This is a genomic window from Humibacillus sp. DSM 29435, assembly GCF_001758225.1.
Lineage (GTDB): Bacteria > Actinomycetota > Actinomycetes > Actinomycetales > Dermatophilaceae > DSM-29435.
The window spans coordinates 108,065-128,129 of the sequence record NZ_MAST01000012.1 but is presented as its reverse complement, the minus strand read 5'-3'; the positions used below and the strand labels follow the sequence as shown (position 1 = coordinate 128,129).

The 20,065-nt window shown below is 70.1% G+C and carries 10 protein-coding genes and 1 riboswitch; of the genes, 3 read left to right on the top strand and 7 right to left on the bottom strand.

The genetic code is table 11. The features are described 5' to 3' along the window. The first annotated feature begins 7 nt into the window (after positions 1 to 7). The gene (locus BA895_RS09745) at positions 8 to 985 is read left to right on the top strand and encodes an endonuclease/exonuclease/phosphatase family protein (protein WP_070191689.1); all 978 of its coding nucleotides are present in this window, start codon (positions 8 to 10) and stop codon (positions 983 to 985) included. A gap of 19 nt (positions 986 to 1,004) precedes the next feature. Here the strand turns inward: BA895_RS09745 and BA895_RS09740 are convergent, their stop codons facing one another. After that, complete coding sequence (locus BA895_RS09740) at positions 1,005 to 2,411, bottom strand: aminotransferase class V-fold PLP-dependent enzyme (RefSeq protein WP_083283173.1); 1,407 nt, start codon at positions 2,409 to 2,411, stop codon at positions 1,005 to 1,007. Positions 2,412 to 2,448: 37 nt separating this feature from the next. Continuing rightward, a riboswitch (SAM riboswitch) is annotated at positions 2,449 to 2,572 on the bottom strand. Positions 2,573 to 2,762: 190 nt separating this feature from the next. On the opposite strand from BA895_RS09740, the gene BA895_RS09735 reads away from it, so the two are divergent. After that, positions 2,763 to 5,813 carry a DNA translocase FtsK gene (locus BA895_RS09735; protein ID WP_070191688.1) on the top strand — a complete coding sequence of 1,017 codons (3,051 nt, stop codon included), beginning with the start codon at positions 2,763 to 2,765 and terminating at the stop codon, positions 5,811 to 5,813. 155 nt (positions 5,814 to 5,968) lie between these two features. Next, a complete protein-coding gene (locus tag BA895_RS09730; RefSeq protein WP_139142593.1) occupies positions 5,969 to 12,442 on the top strand; it encodes a DUF5979 domain-containing protein in 6,474 nt (2,157 codons plus the stop codon). Between the two features lie 12 nt (positions 12,443 to 12,454). Here BA895_RS09730 and BA895_RS09725 read toward each other — a convergent pair whose 3' ends face one another. From BA895_RS09725 to kdpF, 6 genes are read right to left on the bottom strand one after another with little or no spacing between them, the layout of a single operon-like run. Next, positions 12,455 to 13,132: a response regulator gene (locus BA895_RS09725; protein ID WP_070191686.1), complete on the bottom strand. Its 678-nt coding sequence runs from the start codon at positions 13,130 to 13,132 to the stop codon at positions 12,455 to 12,457. Then, positions 13,129 to 15,639, bottom strand: a complete 2,511-nt coding sequence (locus tag BA895_RS09720) for a DUF4118 domain-containing protein (RefSeq protein ID WP_070191685.1) — start codon at positions 15,637 to 15,639, stop codon at positions 13,129 to 13,131. The genes BA895_RS09725 and BA895_RS09720 overlap by 4 nt, the downstream gene beginning before the upstream one ends. A gap of 19 nt (positions 15,640 to 15,658) precedes the next feature. Next, positions 15,659 to 16,237: a potassium-transporting ATPase subunit KdpC gene (gene kdpC, locus BA895_RS09715; protein WP_371327709.1), complete on the bottom strand. Its 579-nt coding sequence runs from the start codon at positions 16,235 to 16,237 to the stop codon at positions 15,659 to 15,661. Next, entirely contained in the window at positions 16,237 to 18,318 is a 2,082-nt protein-coding gene (gene kdpB, locus BA895_RS09710) for a potassium-transporting ATPase subunit KdpB (RefSeq protein WP_083283171.1), read from the bottom strand. The genes kdpC and kdpB overlap by 1 nt, the downstream gene beginning before the upstream one ends. Continuing rightward, a complete protein-coding gene (kdpA, locus tag BA895_RS09705; RefSeq protein WP_070191684.1) occupies positions 18,315 to 19,961 on the bottom strand; it encodes a potassium-transporting ATPase subunit KdpA in 1,647 nt (548 codons plus the stop codon). Before kdpA ends, kdpB begins: the two co-directional genes overlap by 4 nt. Continuing rightward, the gene (kdpF, locus tag BA895_RS24900; RefSeq protein WP_070191683.1) at positions 19,961 to 20,047 is read right to left on the bottom strand and encodes a K(+)-transporting ATPase subunit F; all 87 of its coding nucleotides are present in this window, start codon (positions 20,045 to 20,047) and stop codon (positions 19,961 to 19,963) included. The genes kdpA and kdpF overlap by 1 nt, the downstream gene beginning before the upstream one ends. Positions 20,048 to 20,065 lie beyond the last annotated feature (18 nt).

Here is a 20,065-nt window from a genome sequence, read left to right as displayed (position 1 = left end):
CGGCTCGATGTCGTCACCGACCTCACCCTGGGTTCGGCACACGGTCGACGTGCTCATCGCGGTCGCGCTCGTGGCGCTCGCGGTGGTCGGTGCCCTGCGGTGGCTCGACGTTGCGTGGTACCCGGTCGTCGTGGCCCAGACGGCCGGGCCGTTCGTCGCCATGGGGCTCGGGCTGCTGCTGGTGGCGACCCTGCTGTTACGGCGCTGGTGGCTGCTCGTGCCGGTCGTGGCCGTCACAGCGGTCGCCGCCACCTTCGCCGTGCCGCCGTTCTTCGCCCACACCTCGCCCGAGGCGACCAGGGCCCTCACCGTCATGTCGTCGAACCTGCGCTACGGCGAGGCCAACGCGCTGCAGGTGATGGATGCCGTGCGCTTCCGCGCCGTCGACGTGCTGGTGCTGGTCGAGGCCACTCCCGACGCGGTTGCCCGGCTGACCGCCGACGGCCTCACGACCGAGCTGAGCCATCAGGTGGGGGAGGCCCGTCCGGGCTCGTTCACCGGCACGCTCATCTTCTCGCGTTACCCGCTGACCACGGTCAGTGCCACGGGCGACCGCGACCTCGAGAACACCGACAGCCTGCAGCCGGAGGTGCTGGTGAAGGCTCCCGGGCACACGTTGCGGCTCAAGGCGGTGCACCCGGCGGCACCGATCGAGGGTCGCACCGACCTGTGGCGGGCAGGGCTCGATGCTCTGACCGCCTGGAAGCAGGCGGCTCCCGGCGCCGACCCAGTCATCATCGCGGGCGACTTCAACGCCTCGTTCGGGCACCCGGCCTTCCGCAGGCTGGCTGACGGTCTCGACGACGCCCAAGCCGCCGCAGGAGACGGCTGGGTGCGCACCTGGCCCATCGTCGGCAGCCGGCTGCCGCCCTACGTGCAGCTCGACCACCTGTTGAGCCGCGACCTGACCGTCATCGACGCGGGCCGGGTGCCCATCAACGGAACCGACCACGCGATGGTCTGGGCGAGCTACGCCTGGCGCTGAGCTCGCATGGGCAGGGGAGTCACCAGGGGCGAGCGACCGGCGCGTCACGCGGGTCGTCCTGGTCCAGCAGCTCCCAGCCGCGGTCACCACGGGTCCAGGCCGCCGTGGTGCCGTGCTCGACCAGCCGGCGGATGCCGTTCACGAGGCGGTCGACGGCCTCGCTCGTCGAGCCGAGGCCCAGGCTCACGCGTACCGCGGTGGTCGACCGCTCCCGCCAGGGGTCATCGAGCAGCTCGTCGACGAGCAGGTGCGCGCAGAACTTGCCGTCGCGCACGCCGATGCCGTGCTCGACGGCCAGCACCTGCGAGATGAGCGAGCTGTCCCAGCCGTCGACGGTGAACGCCACGACGCCGACCCGGTCGTGGTCGTCGTCGAAGATGGAGAGCAGCTCGACTCCGTCGATGACCTCGAGCCCCTCGCGCAGCCTGGCCAGCAGCGTCGACTCGTGGGCCTCGATGGCCTCGCGGTTCGCGGCGATCGTGGCACAGGCCGCCGCGATGGCGATGGCCCCGATGACGTTGGGGCTGCCACCCTCGTGCCGCGCCGGCCCGGTGGCCCAGCGTGTGCCGTCGTCGGTGACCGACGCCGTGGCCCCTCCGCCGAAGAGGTACGGGGTGCCGGCGTCGAGCCAGTCGCTGCGGCCGGCCAGCACCCCGGCTCCGAACGGCGCGTACGTCTTGTGGCCCGAGAAGGCCACGTAGTCGGCGTCCCACGCCTGCAGGTCGATGAGGCGGTGCGCCGACAGCTGGGCCGCGTCGACGGCGATGCGGGCGCCGTGGCGGTGCGACAGCTCGGCGAACCGCTCTACCGGCCAGGTCTCACCGGTCACGTTCGAGGCTCCCGCGATGACGACCAGGCGGTGACGGGAGGCGTGGGTGGCCAGAGCATCATCGAGCAGCCGGACGGCATCCTCGACGCTCTTGGGCACCGGCAGACGAACGGTGCGGGACCGGCCCCATGGCAGCAGCGTCGAGTGGTGCTCGGTCTCGAAGACGAAGACGGTCGTGCGAGACGGGAGCGCCTTGGCCAGTAGCGCCCATGAGTCGGTCGTCGTGCGGGTGAACAGCACGGTGTCATCGCCCCGCGCGCCGACGAAGGTGGCCACCTCGGCCCGCGCCTGCTCGTACCAGGCGCTGGTGAGCCTCGAGGCGTAGCCGGCGCCGCGGTGCACCGAGGCGTAGCTGAGCAGGGCCTGGTCGACGGCCGCCTTGACGCTCTCCAGGGCCGGCGTGGAGGCGGCGTGGTCGAGGTTCGCGTAGCGCACCGGGCCGGTGAGGGTCGGCGCGTTGAGGTCGGCGCCGACAACCGGTGGCAGCCCGCTCGGGGGGGCGACCACGTGCAGCGCCCGGCTGCGAATGACGGGCACCGGTGGCACGGGCCGACCGTTCACGTCATCGAAGGACGAGGGACGGGGGAGTACCGACATGACGCTGCTCCTGGGTATGGGGGACCCACCGGGTGCAGGTCCGCGCTTGCCGACCACCGCCACCGCGGGCGAAGGGTCGACCGGGTCGTCACCCGGAGCACCCCACCGCGGAGGAGGGTTGCCGACCAGCGAGCCGGGGCTTGTCACTGGCACTCATGACCTGCCCATGAAGATAGGGGCCCACGCCGGGAGCTGTCCACCGACCGACACGGTCGTGTCGGAATCTGAGACGGGCGGGGCCCGAGGCGCTTGACGGCGGTCACGTCGCAACGGCTCCGCTTCCCGCACCGGTCGTGGCTGTTGCGCGTGTGACGCGTGAGATCAGAGGGGCATTCCCGTACCGTGCGACCCATGGCAACTCGTCCGACCAACCCCTCGCGCCCCCGCCCGGCGGCGGCGGCCCGCGCCAAGCCGCCCGCCAAGGGCAGCACCTCGCGTCCGCCCGCCGCCCGGTCGAGCCGCCCGGCAGCGCGCAAGCCGTCCCCGGCCAAGACGGCGGGCAAGGCCAAGGGTGGGGCCCTGCCCCTGCCGTTGCGGGCGGTGCGCGACACCTGGATGGGGGTCTCGCACCTCGCCGGCGGCGCGGTGCGACGGGTGAGCCACACCGCCATGGACCTCGAGCCCGAGCACCGTCGAGACGGTCTTGGTTTCGCGCTCATCGCTCTGTCGATCATCGTCGCGGCCCGCGAGTGGTGGGGCGTGCCGGGGCTGTTCGGTGACGTCGTGCACGCCGTGTTCGCCGGCACCTTCGGGCGGGTGGCCTACGCCGTTCCCCTCGTGCTGCTGTTGCTGGGACTTCGGCTGCTGCGAACCCCGGGCGACGAGGCCGCCACCAGTCGAATCACCTTCGGGCTGCTGGCCCTGACCATCTCCGCGTGCGGCCTGGCCCATCTGGCCGACAACATCCCGAACCCGCCCGACGGCGCTGAGGGCATGCGAGCCGCCGGAGGCATCATCGGCTTCCTCGCCTCGAGCCCGGTCGCGGCTGCGATCTCCAGCTACGGAGCGGTCGCCCTGTTGGTGCTGCTCGGTGTCTTCGGGCTGCTCGTCGTCACGGCCACGCCGGTGAGCCTCATCCCGCACCGGCTCCGCCAGCTGCGCGACCTCGTCATCCGCAGCGATGGCGGCGATGACAGCACTGACAGCGATGACGGCGCCGATCACGAGTCCGAGCAGGGCGGGAGCTCTGCGGGTGGCCGCGCTCGCGCACGACGTCGCAAGGCAGTAGAGCTCGAGGAGCGCGACGGCGACGAGGCCTTCCGCAAGGCGGCCGAGGTCGTCGCCGACGACGAGGCAGCCGCCGACGGGCCGCGGCCGGGCCAGAAGCGTGAGACAGCCCCCGGGGTGCTGGCGCCCCGCCCCGCTGGTCAGAGCAGCGGTCAGCCGAGCGGCGCAGCCGGAGCCAAGCCGGCCCGAGCGGCCGGCAGTGTCGGCCCCGCGAGCATCGGCCCCCGAGCCGAGCTCGTTCCGCCCCCGGCGGGTGCACCCCTGCCGGCTCGGGTGGAACAGCTCTCCCTCGGCGGCGACATCACCTACCGCCTGCCCGACCACGCCATGCTCACGCCGGGTGCCCCGCACAAGACCCGGAGCGAGACGAACGACCGCGTGGTCGAGTCGCTGACCCACGTCTTCGACCAGTTCGACATCGACGCCGCCGTGACCGGCTTCACCCGCGGCCCGACCGTCACCCGCTACGAGGTCGAGCTCGGCGCCGGCACCAAGGTCGAGCGGGTCACCGCCCTGTCGAAGAACATCGCCTACGCCGTCGCCTCCGCCGACGTGCGCATCCTTAGCCCGATCCCCGGCAAGTCGGCCATCGGCATCGAGATCCCCAACCTCGACCGCGAGAACGTCGCCCTGGGTGACGTGCTGCGCAGCCACACAGCCCGCAGCAACGAGCACCCGATGGTCATGGGCGTGGGCAAGGACGTCGAGGGCGCCTACGTCATCGCCAACCTTGCCAAGATGCCGCACCTGCTCGTGGCGGGCGCCACGGGCTCGGGAAAGAGCAGCTTCGTCAACTCGATGATCACCTCGATCCTCATGCGCTCGACGCCCGAGGAGGTGCGGATGATCCTCGTCGACCCCAAGCGGGTCGAGCTGACGGCCTACGAAGGCATCCCGCACCTGATCACCCCGATCATCACCAACCCGAAGAAGGCCGCCGAGGCGCTCTCCTGGGTCGTCAAAGAGATGGACCAGCGCTACGACGACCTCGCTGCGTTCGGCTTCAAGCACCTCGACGACTTCAACAAGGCGGTGCGGGCCGGCAAGGTCAAGCCGCTCCCGGGGTCTGAGCGCCAGCTGACGACCTACCCCTACCTGCTCGTCGTCGTCGACGAGCTGGCCGACCTGATGATGGTGGCCCCGCGCGACGTCGAGGAGTCGATCGTGCGCATCACCCAGCTGGCCCGGGCCGCCGGTATCCACCTCGTGCTGGCCACCCAGCGTCCGTCGGTCGACGTCGTCACCGGCCTCATCAAGGCCAACATCCCGTCACGGATGGCGTTCGCCACGAGCTCGCTCGCCGACTCGCGGGTCGTGCTCGACCAGCCGGGCGCCGAGAAGCTCATCGGTCAGGGTGACGCCCTCTTCCTCCCGATGGGCGCCAGCAAACCGATGCGGGTGCAGGGGGCGTGGGTCAACGAGTCGGAGATCCACGAGGTCGTCAAGTTCGTCACCACCCAGCTCGCGCCGAACTACGTCGAAGACGTCACCGTGGTGGCCCCGAAGAAGCAGATCGACGACGACATCGGCGACGACCTCGACGTGCTGCTGCAAGCCACCGAGCTCGTCGTCACGACCCAGTTCGGATCGACCTCGATGCTCCAGCGCAAGCTGCGCGTCGGCTTCGCCAAGGCCGGCCGGCTGATGGACCTCCTTGAGTCGCGCGGCATCGTCGGACCGAGTGAGGGCAGCAAGGCCCGGGACGTGCTCGTGCGAACCGACGACCTGGCCCAGACCCTCGCCCTGCTGCGTGGCGATGACGTGCCGGCCGTCGTGGTCGACGACGTCGAGATCACCGATGAGGGGCCGTACGCCGCCGACTCCGTGATTGCGCGCGAGGTGCCCGGTGAACGCGACGCGACAGCGGCTGACGCCGATGACCTCGATGACCTCGACGACGAGACCTCGATGGGCGAGGGCCTGGCGCCCCAGCGCACTGCGTCCATCGTGGCCGAACGGGGAGAGCGCCGTCATCGCGACGAGGCCCCTGACGAGGCGGCTGACGGGCCCGACGGGGTCGACAGCGCCCGCAGGGACTCCGATCGCACCACCGCGGTGCCCTCCGGCCGATGGTCACCGGGCGACCTCACGCCGACCGTCATCGAGGGTGCGGACGACGAGGAGTCGGAGGACGCCTGGAACCTCACCGATCGCGGCGGTCGCGACGGTTGGTGACGGTTGGTGACGCGGTTGCCTGCCATGTCGGACAAGTAGGCCTATCGCCGACTCTGGTTCACCCATAGACTCCCCGGACTGGCCCCAGTGCTACTGAGGCCTTCATGGTGTGTCGCCGTTATGGACGTGCCTCAGCCGCCGAACCAGGGGTGACGATGTCGACAGCTCGGATGGGGCGGCCTGCCGCGCGGTCGACGGCCTCCCTGATGGTGCTGCTCCTCGTCGGGGCCCTGGCGCTGGCGGCCTCGCTCGTGCTGCCGGCCACGGCCGCTCAGGCGGCCAACGTCACGGCGGGTCCGGTCAAGGCCCAGATGGCCGACCACAGGGGAGTCGACTACGGCACCGGCAGAAACAACTGCATCACGTATGCGCCTCCAGGAACGGCCACCAGCTCAGCCCTGGTGGGCAACACGGGCTCAAGCACCAACGAGGCCCAGACCGCTCATGGGTCGGACACAGACGGCACCTGCCCCAGGAAGCTCAGCACGACCACCCAGAGCACAGTGGGCTTCCGGCCCTCGACCGTTACGACCGTCAGCGACGGCAGCCAGTTCCTCATCGGCCGGATGATCCACTACAACAACTCGGTCTACGCCGACGACGAGTACTACACCGGCACCCTCACTACGGTGCTCGGCGGCTTCAGCACCCCCAACACGCTCAGCTTCCCGTGGACCCTCGACGAGACCACCAACGATGCCGAGCCACCGACCAGCCCTTCCAACAACGACGTCATCGCCTTCAGCAACCAGATCTCGACCGTGGTGACCCAGGGCGGCACGAAGTTCCGGCTCGTCATCACCGGGTTCGTGCCGGTCGCCAACGCCACGACGTGCCCGACGAAGCCGGTGGGCCAACCGGTCAACCGCTTCTCGACGGTCGAGACCAAGCAGACCCACGCCTGCCTGTACGCCTCGCTCGACACGGCGCGCAGCCTGACCATCGTCAAGCAGGTCGCGGGCACCTCGCCCGCACCGACCAGCTTCGGTTTCGGCTCCACCTCGGCACTCGCCGGCTCGCCGTGGTCGAACGGGTCGTTCAGTCTCAGCTCCGGCGGGAGCACAACGCGCGATCTGACCACGGGGGACTCGGTCACGGTGACCGAGAACGACCCCAACGACGACCGCTGGTCGCTCACGGGCCTCTCCTGCACGCAGGTTGGAGCGAACGGCCGACCCGAGGCCGTACCGGGTGTGACCCTCAACCTCGCAGGGCGCCAGGTGACCCTCGCCGACGTGCCGCGACCTCCTGACGTGACCCAACCGGGTATCACCTGCACCTACACCAACACCTACACGCCGAAAGCGACCCTGACACTGGTCAAACAGGTGGCGAGTGGCACGGCCGCCCCGAGCCTCTGGACGCTGACCGCCACCGGGTCGGTGGCACCGCCTCCGTCGGGCACCATCGTGTCGGGCCCGTCGGGCTCGCCGGCCGTGACCACCCAGCGACTGCCCGCCGGTACCTATGCGCTCAGCGAGACGGGCACCGGGGCTGCCTCGACGGGCTACACGCAGTTCGGCGACTGGTCGTGTCGCACCACCGGAGGCACAGCCGTGCCTGTGGTCGGCGCGAGCGTGGCCCTGCCCGACAGTGCCGCCGCGACGTCATCGGCCAACGTCACCTGCACCGCGACCAACCGGTTCGTCACCGGTTCACTTCGCATCTCCAAGGTCGTCGACGCCCCGACCGGGGCGTACACCGGTGGCGCGTCCAAGACCTTCTCCGGGGCCTACGACTGCGGTAGCGGCCTCACCGGAACGTTCAGCACCCTCACCACCGGCACCCCCGTCACCATCGCCGACCTTCCGGCGGGTCGGTCGTGCACCGTCACCGAGAACACGCCCATCGGAGGGCTGCTCAACGCCTCCTACGGGTGGGGCCCGGCCACCTTCAGCACCCAGCCGGTGACGATCACCGACGGGGGAACCGCGTCTGTCACCATCACCAACCCGGTGGTGCAGCGCTTCGGCACGTTCTCGGTGACCAAGACGGTGACCGGCCCCGGCGGCTTCGTCGGCGGCACCGACCGTGTCTTCCCGGTCGGCTACACGTGCACGCTCACCGACGGCCCCACCACGAGCGGCACCCTCGACGTGACCACGAGCCAGGCGGTCTCGCCGCCAGACGGCATCCCCGCCGGGTCGCAGTGCGCGTTCTCTGAGAACCTGCAGCCGCAGGACGGTGACTTCGGCGGACCGAGCTACGTGTGGAACACGCCACCCACGATCACCCCGAGCAGCGTCGTCATCGGCGCGAACGCCACGGCCTCGGTTACGGTCGGCAACAGCTACACCCGAGAGTTCGGGTCGCTCGTGGTCGCCAAGGTGGTCGACGGCTCCGGCTACAGCGGCGGAACGGCAAAGAACTTCAAGGTCAACTACACCTGCGCCCCCGGGTTTGCGGGTCAGGTCACCGTGGCCGACGGCGGCACGACGACTATCACCGGCCTCCCGGCCCGCGTGACCTGCTCGGTGCAGGAGGTCACCCCCGACGCCGGCCTGCTGAGCCCGGCCTACCGGTGGGGCACGCCCACCTGGTCGCCGTCCCTACTCGCGACCATCGTGGCGAACGGCAGCACCACGCTCACCGTGACCAACCCCACGGTGCCCGTCTTCGGGCAGGTGCGAGCGACCAAGACCGTCACCGGCGAGACGCAGGGCGTCGTCTCGGGGGCCCAGTTCACCGTCACAGCCGACTGTGACAGCCGCGCCACCCCCTACGTGTTCAAGGTGGGGGTCGGCGAGACCGCCTCCACGCCCGACCTACCCGTCGGTACGTCGTGCACGGTCACCGAGACGCCGCCCAGCGACGGCCTGCTCGACGCCTCCTACGCCTGGGGTCCGACGCCGGGTGCCCAGAACGTCACCCTGACGACCGCCAACCAGGTCATCAACGTGCCCGTCGAGAACACCGTCGTGCGGGTGCTGGGCACGCTCGAGGTCACCAAGGCGCTGACCGACCCCGACGGCGTGGTCGACGCCGGCCGTAGGTTCGCCCTGGGCTACAGCTGTACCTATGGTGCCCAGCCGGCCGTGACCGGCACCTTCAACCTGGCCCCCGGGGCCACCGGCACCTCGGATGCCGTACTGGTGGGTTCACAGTGCACGGTGACCGAGGACCCCGACACCCTGACCGACCCGCCGAGCGCCACCGACCCCTCCTACGTCTGGCTTCCCGTCGCCTACACCCCGAGCGAGCAGGTAGCGGTAACGTCGGCGACTGCGCCGGCCACGGTGACCGCGACGAACGCGGTCAAGCGCATCACCGGGTCTCTCAACGTGACCAAGTCAGTGGTCGGAGCCGGCAAGGAGGGCGGCTACACGCCCGGCAGCACGTTCGGCTTCCGGCTGACCTGCGCCGGCCAGTCCGACAAGAACTTCGTGCTCACCGACGGCGAGAGCCAGGAACAGCCGACCGTGCCGGCGTCGACGACGTGCACGCTCACCGAGACCTCCAAGCCCACAGTGCCGCCGGCCTACGGTTGGGACCAGGTGCAGTTCGTCGTCGACTCCAGCCCGCAGGGCACCGGTGACTCGGTGACCTTCACCACGCCGGCCGACGGCTCGGCCTTCCAGGTGACGGCGATCAACCCGATCACCCCTCGGCTCGGCTCGGTGCGGGTCACCAAGGCGGTCACCGGCGAGACGGCCGGGCTCCTGGCCGGAAACACCGCAATGGTCTCCCTCAACTGTGGCCCCGGTCGCGTGTACGAGCTCGACGTGCCGATCCCCGGTGAGACGACCCAAGACGGCATCCCCGTCGGTAGCACGTGCGTCGCCACAGAGTCGACGCTCACCGGCGGCCTGCTCGACGCCTCGTACGCCTGGGAAACCCCCGACTACAGCCCGGCCGACGCCACCGTCGAGGTGGTGGAGAACACCACCCCGTCGATCGGCATCAGCAACCCCATCTTGCGCGTGACGGCGCCGGTCAACCTCGTCAAGAGGTTCGTCGGAACACAGGGCATCATCGACCCCGACCGGCTCTACGACATCAACTGGAGCTGCACCTACCGCGGCTCGACCGTCGGCAGTGGTTCGGTGAGCGTCAAGGCGGGGCCCGACGGCACCGTGCTCGCCGACGACATCCCGGTCACCTCGACCTGCATCGCCACCGAGGGCGACCTCGGCACCCCGTCGGGTGACCCCGCCTTCCGCTGGCTCGACCCGACCATCACCGGCACCACGGTCGCGAGCCCCGGCCCCAACACGGTCGGCGTGACCAACACCCTCACCCGCGACAGCGGCACGGTGCTGGTACGCAAGCAGATCACCGGGGCCACTGAGGGCTACACCGGTGGCACCGACGAGAACTTCACCCTGCACGGTGAGTGCTACGTGCCCGGGCAGCCCGGGGTGCCGACCCGGTTCGCCGACGGCACCATCGCCGACGGCGGTGAGAAGCCGATCGTGGCCAGCATCGGCTGGACCTGCTCGGGCTACGAGGACACCCCCAGCCAGGCGCTGCTCAAAGACACCTCCTACGCGTGGGGTGCACCGGTCTACGACCCGGCGGGTTCGTTCGTGCTGACCCGGGCCAAGCCCGAACAGGTCTTCCTCGCTCAGAACCCGATCGTGCGGGTACGCAGCTCGCTCACGATCGAGAAGGCGGTGCGCGACTCGTTCGGCGTCGTCGACCCCAACGCGACGTTCACCGGCACCTACTCTTGCCAGTACGGCACCGACGACCCGGTCACCGGCACCTGGAGCATCACCCCGGGCGCCAACGCGAAGCAGACCGTCGACGGGCTGCTGCTCGGCTCGAAGTGCACGGTCACCGAGAACACGCCGGCCGGCACAGGTCTGCCGGACTCCTCGTACAGCTGGGCTCCAGCAGTGGTCGGGCCGCCGGCCACCGTCGAGGCCGGTGGCACCACGACCGTCCAGGTCACCAACAGCGTGCAGCGGCTCTACGCGGGCCTCCAGCTGAGCAAGACTCTCACCGACCCCGCTGGCGGGGTCAAGCCCGGTACGAAGTTCGCCGGGGTGTGGACCTGCGCCCAGGGCACCGACACCTACTCCGACCGGTTCAGCGTCACGGCGGGCACCTCCACGGTGTTGTTCACGCCTGAAGACGCCCGCGTGCCGGCCACGTCCGTGTGCTCCGTGCAGGAGGACACCCTGAACCCCGACGTGCTGGTCGACGGCTCGTTCGACTGGGGGCCCGCGGTCTACACCCCCGACACAGTCACCCTGATCACGGGCGAGACGGCATCCCTTGCCATCGCCAACACGGTCATTCGGGTCTACTCCGACGTCCAGGTCCAGAAGGCGGTGACCGGGCCCGGCGCAGATCTGGGCGCCGACACCCGCGACTACACCGGCACTCTGAGCTGCCGCTACGGTGACGACGACCCGGTCGTGACCACGTGGCAGGCCAGGCCCGGCGCGCCCTGGCTGGCCTCCGGCATCCTGGTCGGCTCGGTCTGCAACGCGACCGAGAACCTACCCGGTTCCACCGGTCAGCCGGTCGACAACGACGACTCCTACGTCTGGGGCGACCCCGTCGTCATCGACCCCGTGACGGTCACCCCGCCCGCCACTCCCACTCCGCCGCTGCGCGTTCTCAACCCGATCGAGCGGCAGTTCGGCACCTTCTCGATGGCCAAGGAGGTCGTAGGCGACACCGAGGGGATTCTCGACCCGGCGGCGACGTTCCCGATGTCGTGGACGTGCCAACCCGGCGTCGGTGACGCGATCACGGGAGACTTCAGCGTGGCGCGCGACGGCACCGCCTTCGTGGGTCAAGACCCGGAGATCCCGGTCGACAGCACCTGCACGGTGACCGAGCCCGCCGAGGCCCTGCCCGCGCTCCAGGATGCCGCCTGGGCGTGGAGCGACCCCGAGTTCACCATCGCTCCGGTGCCCGCGGAGCCGCTGGACGCGCCGGATGCCCGGTCGGTGACGTTCGTCATCCCGCGCCCGCAGGAGGACACCCCGGTGCCCAATGTCGACCTCGTGGCGACGAACACCGTGACCCGCACCGACGGGGCGTACTCGGTCAGCAAGAGCAGCGACCCCGCCTCGGGCACCCAGGTGGCCCCGGGGTCGAACATCACCTACTCGGTGACCCTCGACTCGACCGGCACCGTGCCGGTGCACGAGGTCGTCGTCGTCGACGACCTCACGGCGGTGCTGACGAGCGCGACCCTGGCGGCGATCACGCCGCCGGCCGGCACGAGCGTCGCGTTCGACGTCGCCACCGGGAAGCTGGTGTGGACCGTCGGCACGCTGACGAAGGGAGCGCAGCTGACTCTGAAGTACGCCGTGCGGGTCAACGACGACGCTTACAGCCAGACCCTGCGCAACAGCGTCACGAGTACCGGTGACGTGCCGCCGACCACCTGTGCCGGAACGGCGCCGCTGGTGTCGCCCACGATCCCCGGGGGCCGCTCGACAGCAGCACCTGCCGCCTCGGGTGTCTCGGTGTGCTCCACCGAGCACACGACGCCGCCGAAGCCGACTCCGCCACCAACCGTGCCGCCGACGGCGCCGCCGGCCGGCCCGTCGCTGCCGATCACCGGTTCCTCGGTCGGCATCCTGCTCGGTTCGGCGGCCGCGCTGCTGTTGGTCGGCGGAGGCCTGCTCGTAGTCGATCGTCGTCGTCGCCGTCAGTACCAGCCGTAGGCGAGGCCCGGTTCAGAGCACGAAGCGGTAGCCGAGACCCGGCTCGGTGATCAGGTGGCGGGGAACGGCAGGGTCGGGCTCGAGCTTGCGACGCAGCTGGTTGGCGTAGACACGGAGGTAGTTGGACTCGCGCCCGTAGGACGGTCCCCAGACCGAACGCAGCAGGTCTTGCTGCGTCACGAGGTGGCCGGGCTCTCGGCACAGTGCTTCGAGCACCCGCCACTCCGTCGGGGTGAGGCGGATGTCCCGACCGGCGACCACGGCTCTGCGCTCGGCGAAGTCGAGGGTGAAGTGGGAGGTCTCGATGACGCCGAGCTGCCGACCGATGTCGCCGGCCCGCCGACCCGCGGCCCGCACCCTGGCCAGCAGCTCCTCGACGCCGAACGGCTTGGTCACGTAGTCGTCGGCGCCGAGGTCGAGGGCCTCGACCTTGTCGTCGGACTCGTGTCGGGCCGACAACACGATGACGGGCACCAGCGAGGTCTGCCGGATGCGGCGCAGCACCTCGGTACCGTCGAGGTCGGGCAACCCGAGGTCGAGGATCACGACGTCGGGCGACTCCTCGGCGACCACGGCGAGTGCGGTTCGACCGTCATTGGCCGTCAACACGTGGTGCGAGTGGGCGCGCAGCGCGATCGACAGGGTGCGCTGCAGCCGTGGGTCGTCGTCGACGACGAGAACCGTGCTCACCGCAGGCTCGCGTCGGCCACTGGCAGCTCCATCACCATGGTCAGCCCCCCTCCAGGAGTGTCCTCCGGCACCAGGGTGCCGCCCATCACGGTCATGAGACCACGGGCCACCGCGAGCCCGAGACCCAGCCCGTCACCCTGGGGTGCATCACCGGCACGCTGAAAGGCGGCGAAGATCCGCTCCTTGTCGGCGTCGTCGACACCGGGGCCCTGGTCGCTCACACGAAGCTGGACCGTGTCGATGATGCGGCTGGCCGTGATGCGCACGTCGGCGCCCGCACTGTGTCGAAGGGCGTTCTCGACAACGTTGGCGACCACCCGGTCGAGCAGCCCGAGATCGGCGACGACCGCCGGCAGGTCGTGGTCGAGGGCGACGTCGACCCGCGCCGGCGCCGTGGTGGTGCGCACGGTGGCGTGCACCGCGTCGAGCAGGTCGATCTCGTGGGCGTGCGGTTTGACCATGCCGGTCTCGAGACGGGAGAGGTCGAGCAGGTTGCCGATGAGGGCATCGAGCCGGTCGGCCGAGTCCTCGACCGACTCGAGCAGCTCGGCCCGGTCGCTCTCCGGCAACGAGACGCTTGTCTGTCGCAGCATCGAGACCCCTGCCTTGATGCTCGACAACGGGGTGCGCAGGTCGTGCGACACGGCCGCGAGCAACGTGGTGCGGGCCGCGTTGTCGCGGGCCAGGCCGGCCGCCTCCTTGGCGGCGCGCGACTGCTCTTCGCGGGCGAGCAGGATGAGGGCGTGAGCGGCATAGGCTCCGACGAGGCGTTGGTTCTCGGCGGCGACGGGTGGGCCGTCCAGCAGCAGGTGGGCGCCGTCGTCGAGGGCGGTGTCGACGGCCCAGTCCTGACCGGCGGGCAGGAGGTCACCGACCTCGGTTCCGGGCTGGTTGCTGGCCACGATGGTGAGTCCGCCGGGGGAGGGCGTGGCGATCACGGCGCTGCGCATGCCGAGGGCGGCCGTGGCCTTGTCGAGCAGCACCGGCAGCGGCTTGGGCTGTGCCAGCAGGTCGCGGCTCAGCGAAGCCAGTGCACTGGACTCGCGCTGCGCGGCCTGCGCCTGCTCGGCGCGACGAGCAGCGACGTTCACCACCGACGACACGCCCATCGCGACGAGCACGAAGACCAGCAGGGCCAGCGCGTTCGGAGGGTCACTGATCGAAAGGGTGCCCACCGGGTCGGTGAAGAACCAGTTGACGGCGACCGAACCGGCGACGGCGCAGAACAGGGCCGGCCAGATGCCGCCCACGAGCGCACACGCCACGGTCAGGGCCAGATAGAGCAGCAGGTCGAGTGAGAGGGCCTCGGGTTCGTTGCTCCCGATGAGCAGGGCGGTCAGCAGACCCAGACCGAGCGTCGCGAGACCCCAGCCGGCCAGCACTCGTGATCGCGGCAGGGCTCCGACGCGCCGGCTCCTGCGCCCGACCCGGGAGTTCTCGTGTGAGACGAGGTGCACGTCGATGTCGCCAGACCGGTCGGCGACCTCCGAGGCGATGCTGGGGCGCAGCACCGCCTGCCACCGGCTGCGTCGGCTGACGCCCACCACGATCTGGGTGGCGTTCGCGCCGCGGGCATGGTCGAGGATCGCCGAGGCGACGTCATGCCCCGAGACGTCGTGGAACTCGCCGCCGAGGTCGGTGGTGAGCCGCCGCAGGCGCTCGATGGCGGCAGGGTCGTCGACCGCCAGCCCGTCCGCCGAACGGACGTGACACGCGATGAGGTCGCCTCCCGCAGAGCGGGTCGCGATCCTCGCCCCGCGGCGCAGCAGGGTCTCGCTCTCTCCGCCACCGGTCAGCGCCACGACGACCCGTTCGCGGGTCGGCCACTGCCGGTCGATGCCCTGTGCGGCCCGGTAGCGCTCCATCGCCTCGTCGACGCGGTCGGCCAACCACAGCAGGGCGATCTCACGCAGGGCCGCGAGGTTACCGACCCGAAAGTAGTTCGCCAGCGCCGCGTCGACCTTCTCGGCCCGGTAGACGTTTCCGTGAGCCATCCTGCGGCGCAACGCTTCCGGGGTCATGTCGACCAGCTCGATCTGTTCGGCCCGGCGCACCACCTGGTCGGGCACGGTCTCGCGTTGACGCACCCCCGTGATGGCCCTGGCCACGTCGTTGAGCGACTCGAGGTGCTGGATGTTGACGGTCGAGAGCACGTCGATGCCGGCCTCCAGCAGGTCTTCGACGTCCTGCCAGCGCTTGTCGTGCTTCGACCCGGGGGCGTTCGTGTGAGCCAGCTCGTCGACGAGGGCGACCTGCGGGCGGCGGGCGATCAGAGCCTCGGTGTCGAGCTCGAGCAGCTGCGAGCCACGGTGCTCGAAGACCCGGCGCGGCAGCACCTCGAGACCCTCGACCAGGGCGTGGGTGTACGGCCGGTCGTGCGTCTCGATGTACCCCACCACCAGATCGGTGCCTCGCTCGACGCGGCGGTGCGCCTCGTCGAGCATGGCGACCGTCTTGCCCACCCCGGGAGCGGCCCCGAGGTAGATGCGCAGCTGCCCACGTGCCATGACGCCGATCCTGCCAGTCTCAGCCGGTCGCCGCGGTCGTCAGACCCTGGAGAGCGAGGTTGAGCTGCAGCACGTTGACCCGCGGTTCACCCAGAAAGCCGAGGGTTCGGCCCTGGGTGTGCTCGTCGACGAGGCGCTGCACGTCGGATGCCGGCAGGCCGCGGGCCGCCGACACCCGAGCCACCTGCTGGGCTGCGTTCTCGGGAGTGACGTGCGGGTCGAGGCCACTTGCCGACGCGGTGAGCGCGTCGGCGGGCGAGCCCTGCACCGGGATGCCGGCCTGCTTGGCGCGCTCGGCCACGGCCGCGTCGAGGTCGGGGCCGTGGCCCAGGTTCGACCCCCCGCTGACATCGCCGGTGTAGTCGCCGGCTGAGGGACGGGAGTGGAACCACTTCTCGCCCTTCCACTCCTGCCCGATGAGGCTCGAGCCGACGACGGCACCGTCGACGGTCACAAGAGAGCCGGCGGCCTGGCTGCGCCCGACCGCCTGGCCGACGCCCCACACCAGTGCGGGGTAGAGCAGGCCGAGCACGACGGTCAACACGAGCAGGGCGCGAAGCCCGGCGACGGACTGTCTGATGAAGGAGGTCACGATGATCACATCATTCCGGGAAGGTGGCTGACGAGCAGGTCGATCAGCTTGATGCCGATGAACGGCGCGATGATTCCGCCCACGCCGTAGAGCAGGATGTTGCGGCGCAGCAGGGCGGTGCTGCTAGAGGGTCGGTACCGAACTCCCCGAAGCGACAAGGGAATCAACGCGATGATGATGAGCGCGTTGAAGATGACGGCCGAGAGTATGGCCGATGTGGGCGTCGACAGACCCATGATGTTGAGGGCGTCGAGACCGGGAAAGAGCACGACGAACATCGCAGGGATGATCGCGAAGTACTTCGCGATGTCGTTGGCGATCGAGAACGTCGTGAGGGCGCCGCGGGTGATGAGCAGCTGCTTGCCGATGGAGACGATGTCGATGAGCTTCGTCGGGTCGCTGTCGAGGTCGACCATGTTGGCCGCCTCCTTCGCGGCCGACGTGCCGGTGTTCATGGCGACACCCACGTCTGACTGGGCGAGAGCGGGAGCGTCGTTGGTGCCGTCCCCGGTCATCGCCACGAGGCGTCCGCCCTCCTGCTCTTTTTTGATCAGGGCCATCTTGTCTTCCGGGGTCGCCTCGGCGAGATAGTCGTCGACCCCCGCTTCCGCGGCGATCGACCTGGCCGTCAGCGGGTTGTCGCCCGTGATCATGACGGTCTTGATCCCCATGGCGCGCAGCTGCGCGAAGCGCTCCTTCATGCCCGGCTTGACGACGTCCTTGAGGTGCACGACGCCGAGGGCTCGGGCAGTGCGGCCGGGCTCATGGCTCGCGACGACGAGCGGCGTACCGCCCGAGGTGGCGATGGCGTCGACATCGGTGAGCACCCCCTGCGGTACCTGACCGCCGTTGTCCCGCACCCAGCGCAGCACCGAGTCGGACGCACCCTTGCGCACGGCCAGCCCCGACGCCAGGTCGACACCCGACATGCGGGTCTGGGCCGTGAAGGCGACGAACTCGCAGCCCTGCTCGGTCTTCTCGTCGAGCTCGGCGCGCTCGCCGTCCGTGAGGGTAAGGGCCGCGAGCTCCACGATCGAACGGCCCTCTGGAGTCTCGTCGGCGAGCGAGCTGAGGTAGGCCACCCGGGTGATCTCTTCGGTGCCCAGGTCGGGAGCGGCGAGCAGCTGCGTGGCCCGACGGTTGCCGAAGGTGATGGTGCCGGTCTTGTCGAGCAGCAGGGTCGACACGTCGCCGGCAGCCTCGACGGCTCGACCCGACATGGCCAGCACGTTGCGCTGCACGAGCCGGTCCATGCCGGCGATGCCGATGGCCGAGAGCAGAGCGCCGATGGTGGTCGGGATGAGACACACGAGCAGGGCGATGAGCACGATCGGCGTCTGGGCCGAGCCGGAGTAGATCGCCAACGGCTGCAGCGCCATCACGGCCAGCAGGAAGATGATCGTCAGAGTCGTGAGCAGGATCGTCAGAGCGATCTCGTTCGGGGTCTTCTGGCGGGCCGCGCCCTCGACGAGAGCGATCATGCGGTCGATGAAGCTCTCACCGGGTCGCGTCGTCACCTTGACCACGATGCCGTCGGACAGCACGGTGGTGCCGCCGGTGACGGCGCACCGGTCGCCCCCCGACTCGCGGATGACGGGCGCCGACTCCCCGGTGATGGCCGACTCGTCGACCGTGGCCATGCCCTCGACGACGTCGCCGTCGCCGGGGATGACCTCGCCGGGGTGGACGACCACGAGGTCACCGATGGTGAGGTCGGCGGCTGACACCTCCTCCACCACGCCGCCGGCGCCCCGACGGTGGGCGATCGTGTCGGTGCGGGTGGCCCGCAGGGTGGCGGCCTGGGCTTTGCCGCGACCTTCGGCCACCGCCTCGGCCAGGTTGGCGAACACGACCGTCGCCCACAGCCAGATGGTGATCAGCCAGGCGAACCACGAAGGGCTGACCACGGCGAACACGGTGGTGAGCAGCGAGCCGACCCAGACGACGAAGACGACGGGGCTGCGCCAGACGTGGCGAGGGTCGAGCTTGACGAAGGCCTGGGGGAGGGTGGCGAGCATCTGCCGGAGCAGGGTCGCGGTGCTCGAGCCAGGTGTCGGGGCGGCCGGCCGGTCGGTCGTCTGGGTCATGCGAGTGCCTCCGCGAGGGGACCGAGGGCCAGCGCGGGGAAGAACGTCAGTCCGGAGACGACGAGTGAGATCCCGACGAGCAGGCCCACGAAGGTGGGTGAGTGGGTGGGCAGGGTGCCGGAGGTGGCCGGGCGGCGACGTTGCGCCACGAGCGAGCCGGCCAGGGCCAGCACGAGCGCGATGGTCACGAACCGGCCGAGCAGCATGCACAGCGCGAGGGTGAGGTTGGTGTAGGGGGCGTCGGCCGAGAAACCGGCGAAGGCGCTGCCGTTGTTGTTCGAGGCCGAGGCGTAGGCGTACATCACCTCGGTGAGACCATGGGGGCCAGACGCGAGCATCTGCGCCCTCACGTTCGGAAGAACGAGCCCGATGCCGGTGAAGACGAGCACGAGCGCCGGCATCACCAGCAGGGCCAGGGCCGTGAGGGTGATCTCCCGCCGGCCGATCGACTTGCCGAGGATCTCGGGGGTGCGCCCGACCATGAGCCCGGAGATGAACACGGTGAGGATCGCGATCAGCAGCGCGCCGTAGAGGCCGGTGCCCACCCCACCGGGAGAGATCTCGCCGAGCAGCATCGAGAACAGCGCCCCGCCGCCGCCGAGTGCGCTGTAGCTCTCGTGCAACGAGTTGACGGCGCCGGTCGAGGTGCCGGTGGTGCTCGCGGCGAACAGGCTGGAGGCCCACGGGCCGAAGCGCACCTCCTTGCCCTCCAGGGAACCCAGTGGGCCGGCGGCCGAGTGCACCTCAGACCATGTGATGACGGTGAGCATGATGCCCCAGAGGGCGGCCATCAGGCCGGCCACGGCGAAGCCCTGGCGGCGGTCGCCCACGAGCACGCCGTAGGTGCGTGGCAGTGAGAAGGGGATGACGAGGATGAGGAAGATCTCGAGCAGGTTGGTGAGGGCGTTCGGGTTCTCGAACGGATGGGCCGAGTTGGCGTTGAAGTACCCGCCACCGTTGGTGCCGAGCTCCTTGATCGCTTCCTGCGAGGCCACCAGCCCGCCCTGGATCACCTGCTGGCCACCCGAGACCGTGGTGATGGTCGTGGGCTCGGCGAGGTTCGAGATGACGCCGCCCAGCAGCAGCAGCACCGCACCGACGACAGCGATGGGCAGCAGCACGCGAACGACGCTCCGCACGAGGTCGACCCAGAAGTTGCCGATGGTGGCGCCGCCCGAGCGGGCCAGCCCGCGCACCAGTGCCACGGCCACCGACAGACCGACGGCTGCCGACACGAAGTTCTGCACGGTCAGACCGAGGGTCTGCACCACGGGAGAGACGCCCGACTCACCGGCGTACGACTGCCAGTTGGTGTTGGTCACGAACGAGACGGCGGTGTTGAGCGCGGTATCGAGGTGCATCGCGGCACCTCGAGCGAGTGGTAGCACCCCCTGCAGGGCGATGAGCAGGAAGAGCACGACGATGCTGACGGCCGAGAAGGCGAGCACGGCCACCGAGTAGGAGCGCCAGCCCTGTTCCGACGAGGCGTCGACGCGCGAGAGCCGGTAGAAGACCCGCTCCGGCCGCCAGTGCCGTTCGTCCGTGAAGACTTTCGCCATCCAGTTGCCAAGGGGCACGTGCACGACGACCAGGGCCACGACAAGCACGCCGATCGTGAGCAGCCCGCTGAGGGTGTCGCTCATCAGAAGCGGTCCGCGTGCAGCAGCACGTACACCAGATAGCCGATGAGGGCCAGGCCGGCTACGGCCAGCACGATGTTTTCGGTCATGGGACAGGTCTACGGTGC

What these genes read in the sequence shown, in the direction of transcription:
- BA895_RS09745 (WP_070191689.1), top strand. Translation starts at nt 8, where the DNA reads ATGTCGTCACCGACCTCACCCTGGGTTCGGCACACGGTCGACGTGCTC.
- BA895_RS09740 (WP_083283173.1), bottom strand. Translation starts at nt 2,411, where the DNA reads ATGTCGGTACTCCCCCGTCCCTCGTCCTTCGATGACGTGAACGGTCGG.
- BA895_RS09735 (WP_070191688.1), top strand. Translation starts at nt 2,763, where the DNA reads ATGGCAACTCGTCCGACCAACCCCTCGCGCCCCCGCCCGGCGGCGGCG.
- BA895_RS09730 (WP_139142593.1), top strand. Translation starts at nt 5,969, where the DNA reads ATGTCGACAGCTCGGATGGGGCGGCCTGCCGCGCGGTCGACGGCCTCC.
- BA895_RS09720 (WP_070191685.1), bottom strand. Translation starts at nt 15,639, where the DNA reads ATGGCACGTGGGCAGCTGCGCATCTACCTCGGGGCCGCTCCCGGGGTG.
- kdpB (WP_083283171.1), bottom strand. Translation starts at nt 18,318, where the DNA reads ATGACCCAGACGACCGACCGGCCGGCCGCCCCGACACCTGGCTCGAGC.
- kdpA (WP_070191684.1), bottom strand. Translation starts at nt 19,961, where the DNA reads ATGAGCGACACCCTCAGCGGGCTGCTCACGATCGGCGTGCTTGTCGTG.
- kdpF (WP_070191683.1), bottom strand. Translation starts at nt 20,047, where the DNA reads ATGACCGAAAACATCGTGCTGGCCGTAGCCGGCCTGGCCCTCATCGGC.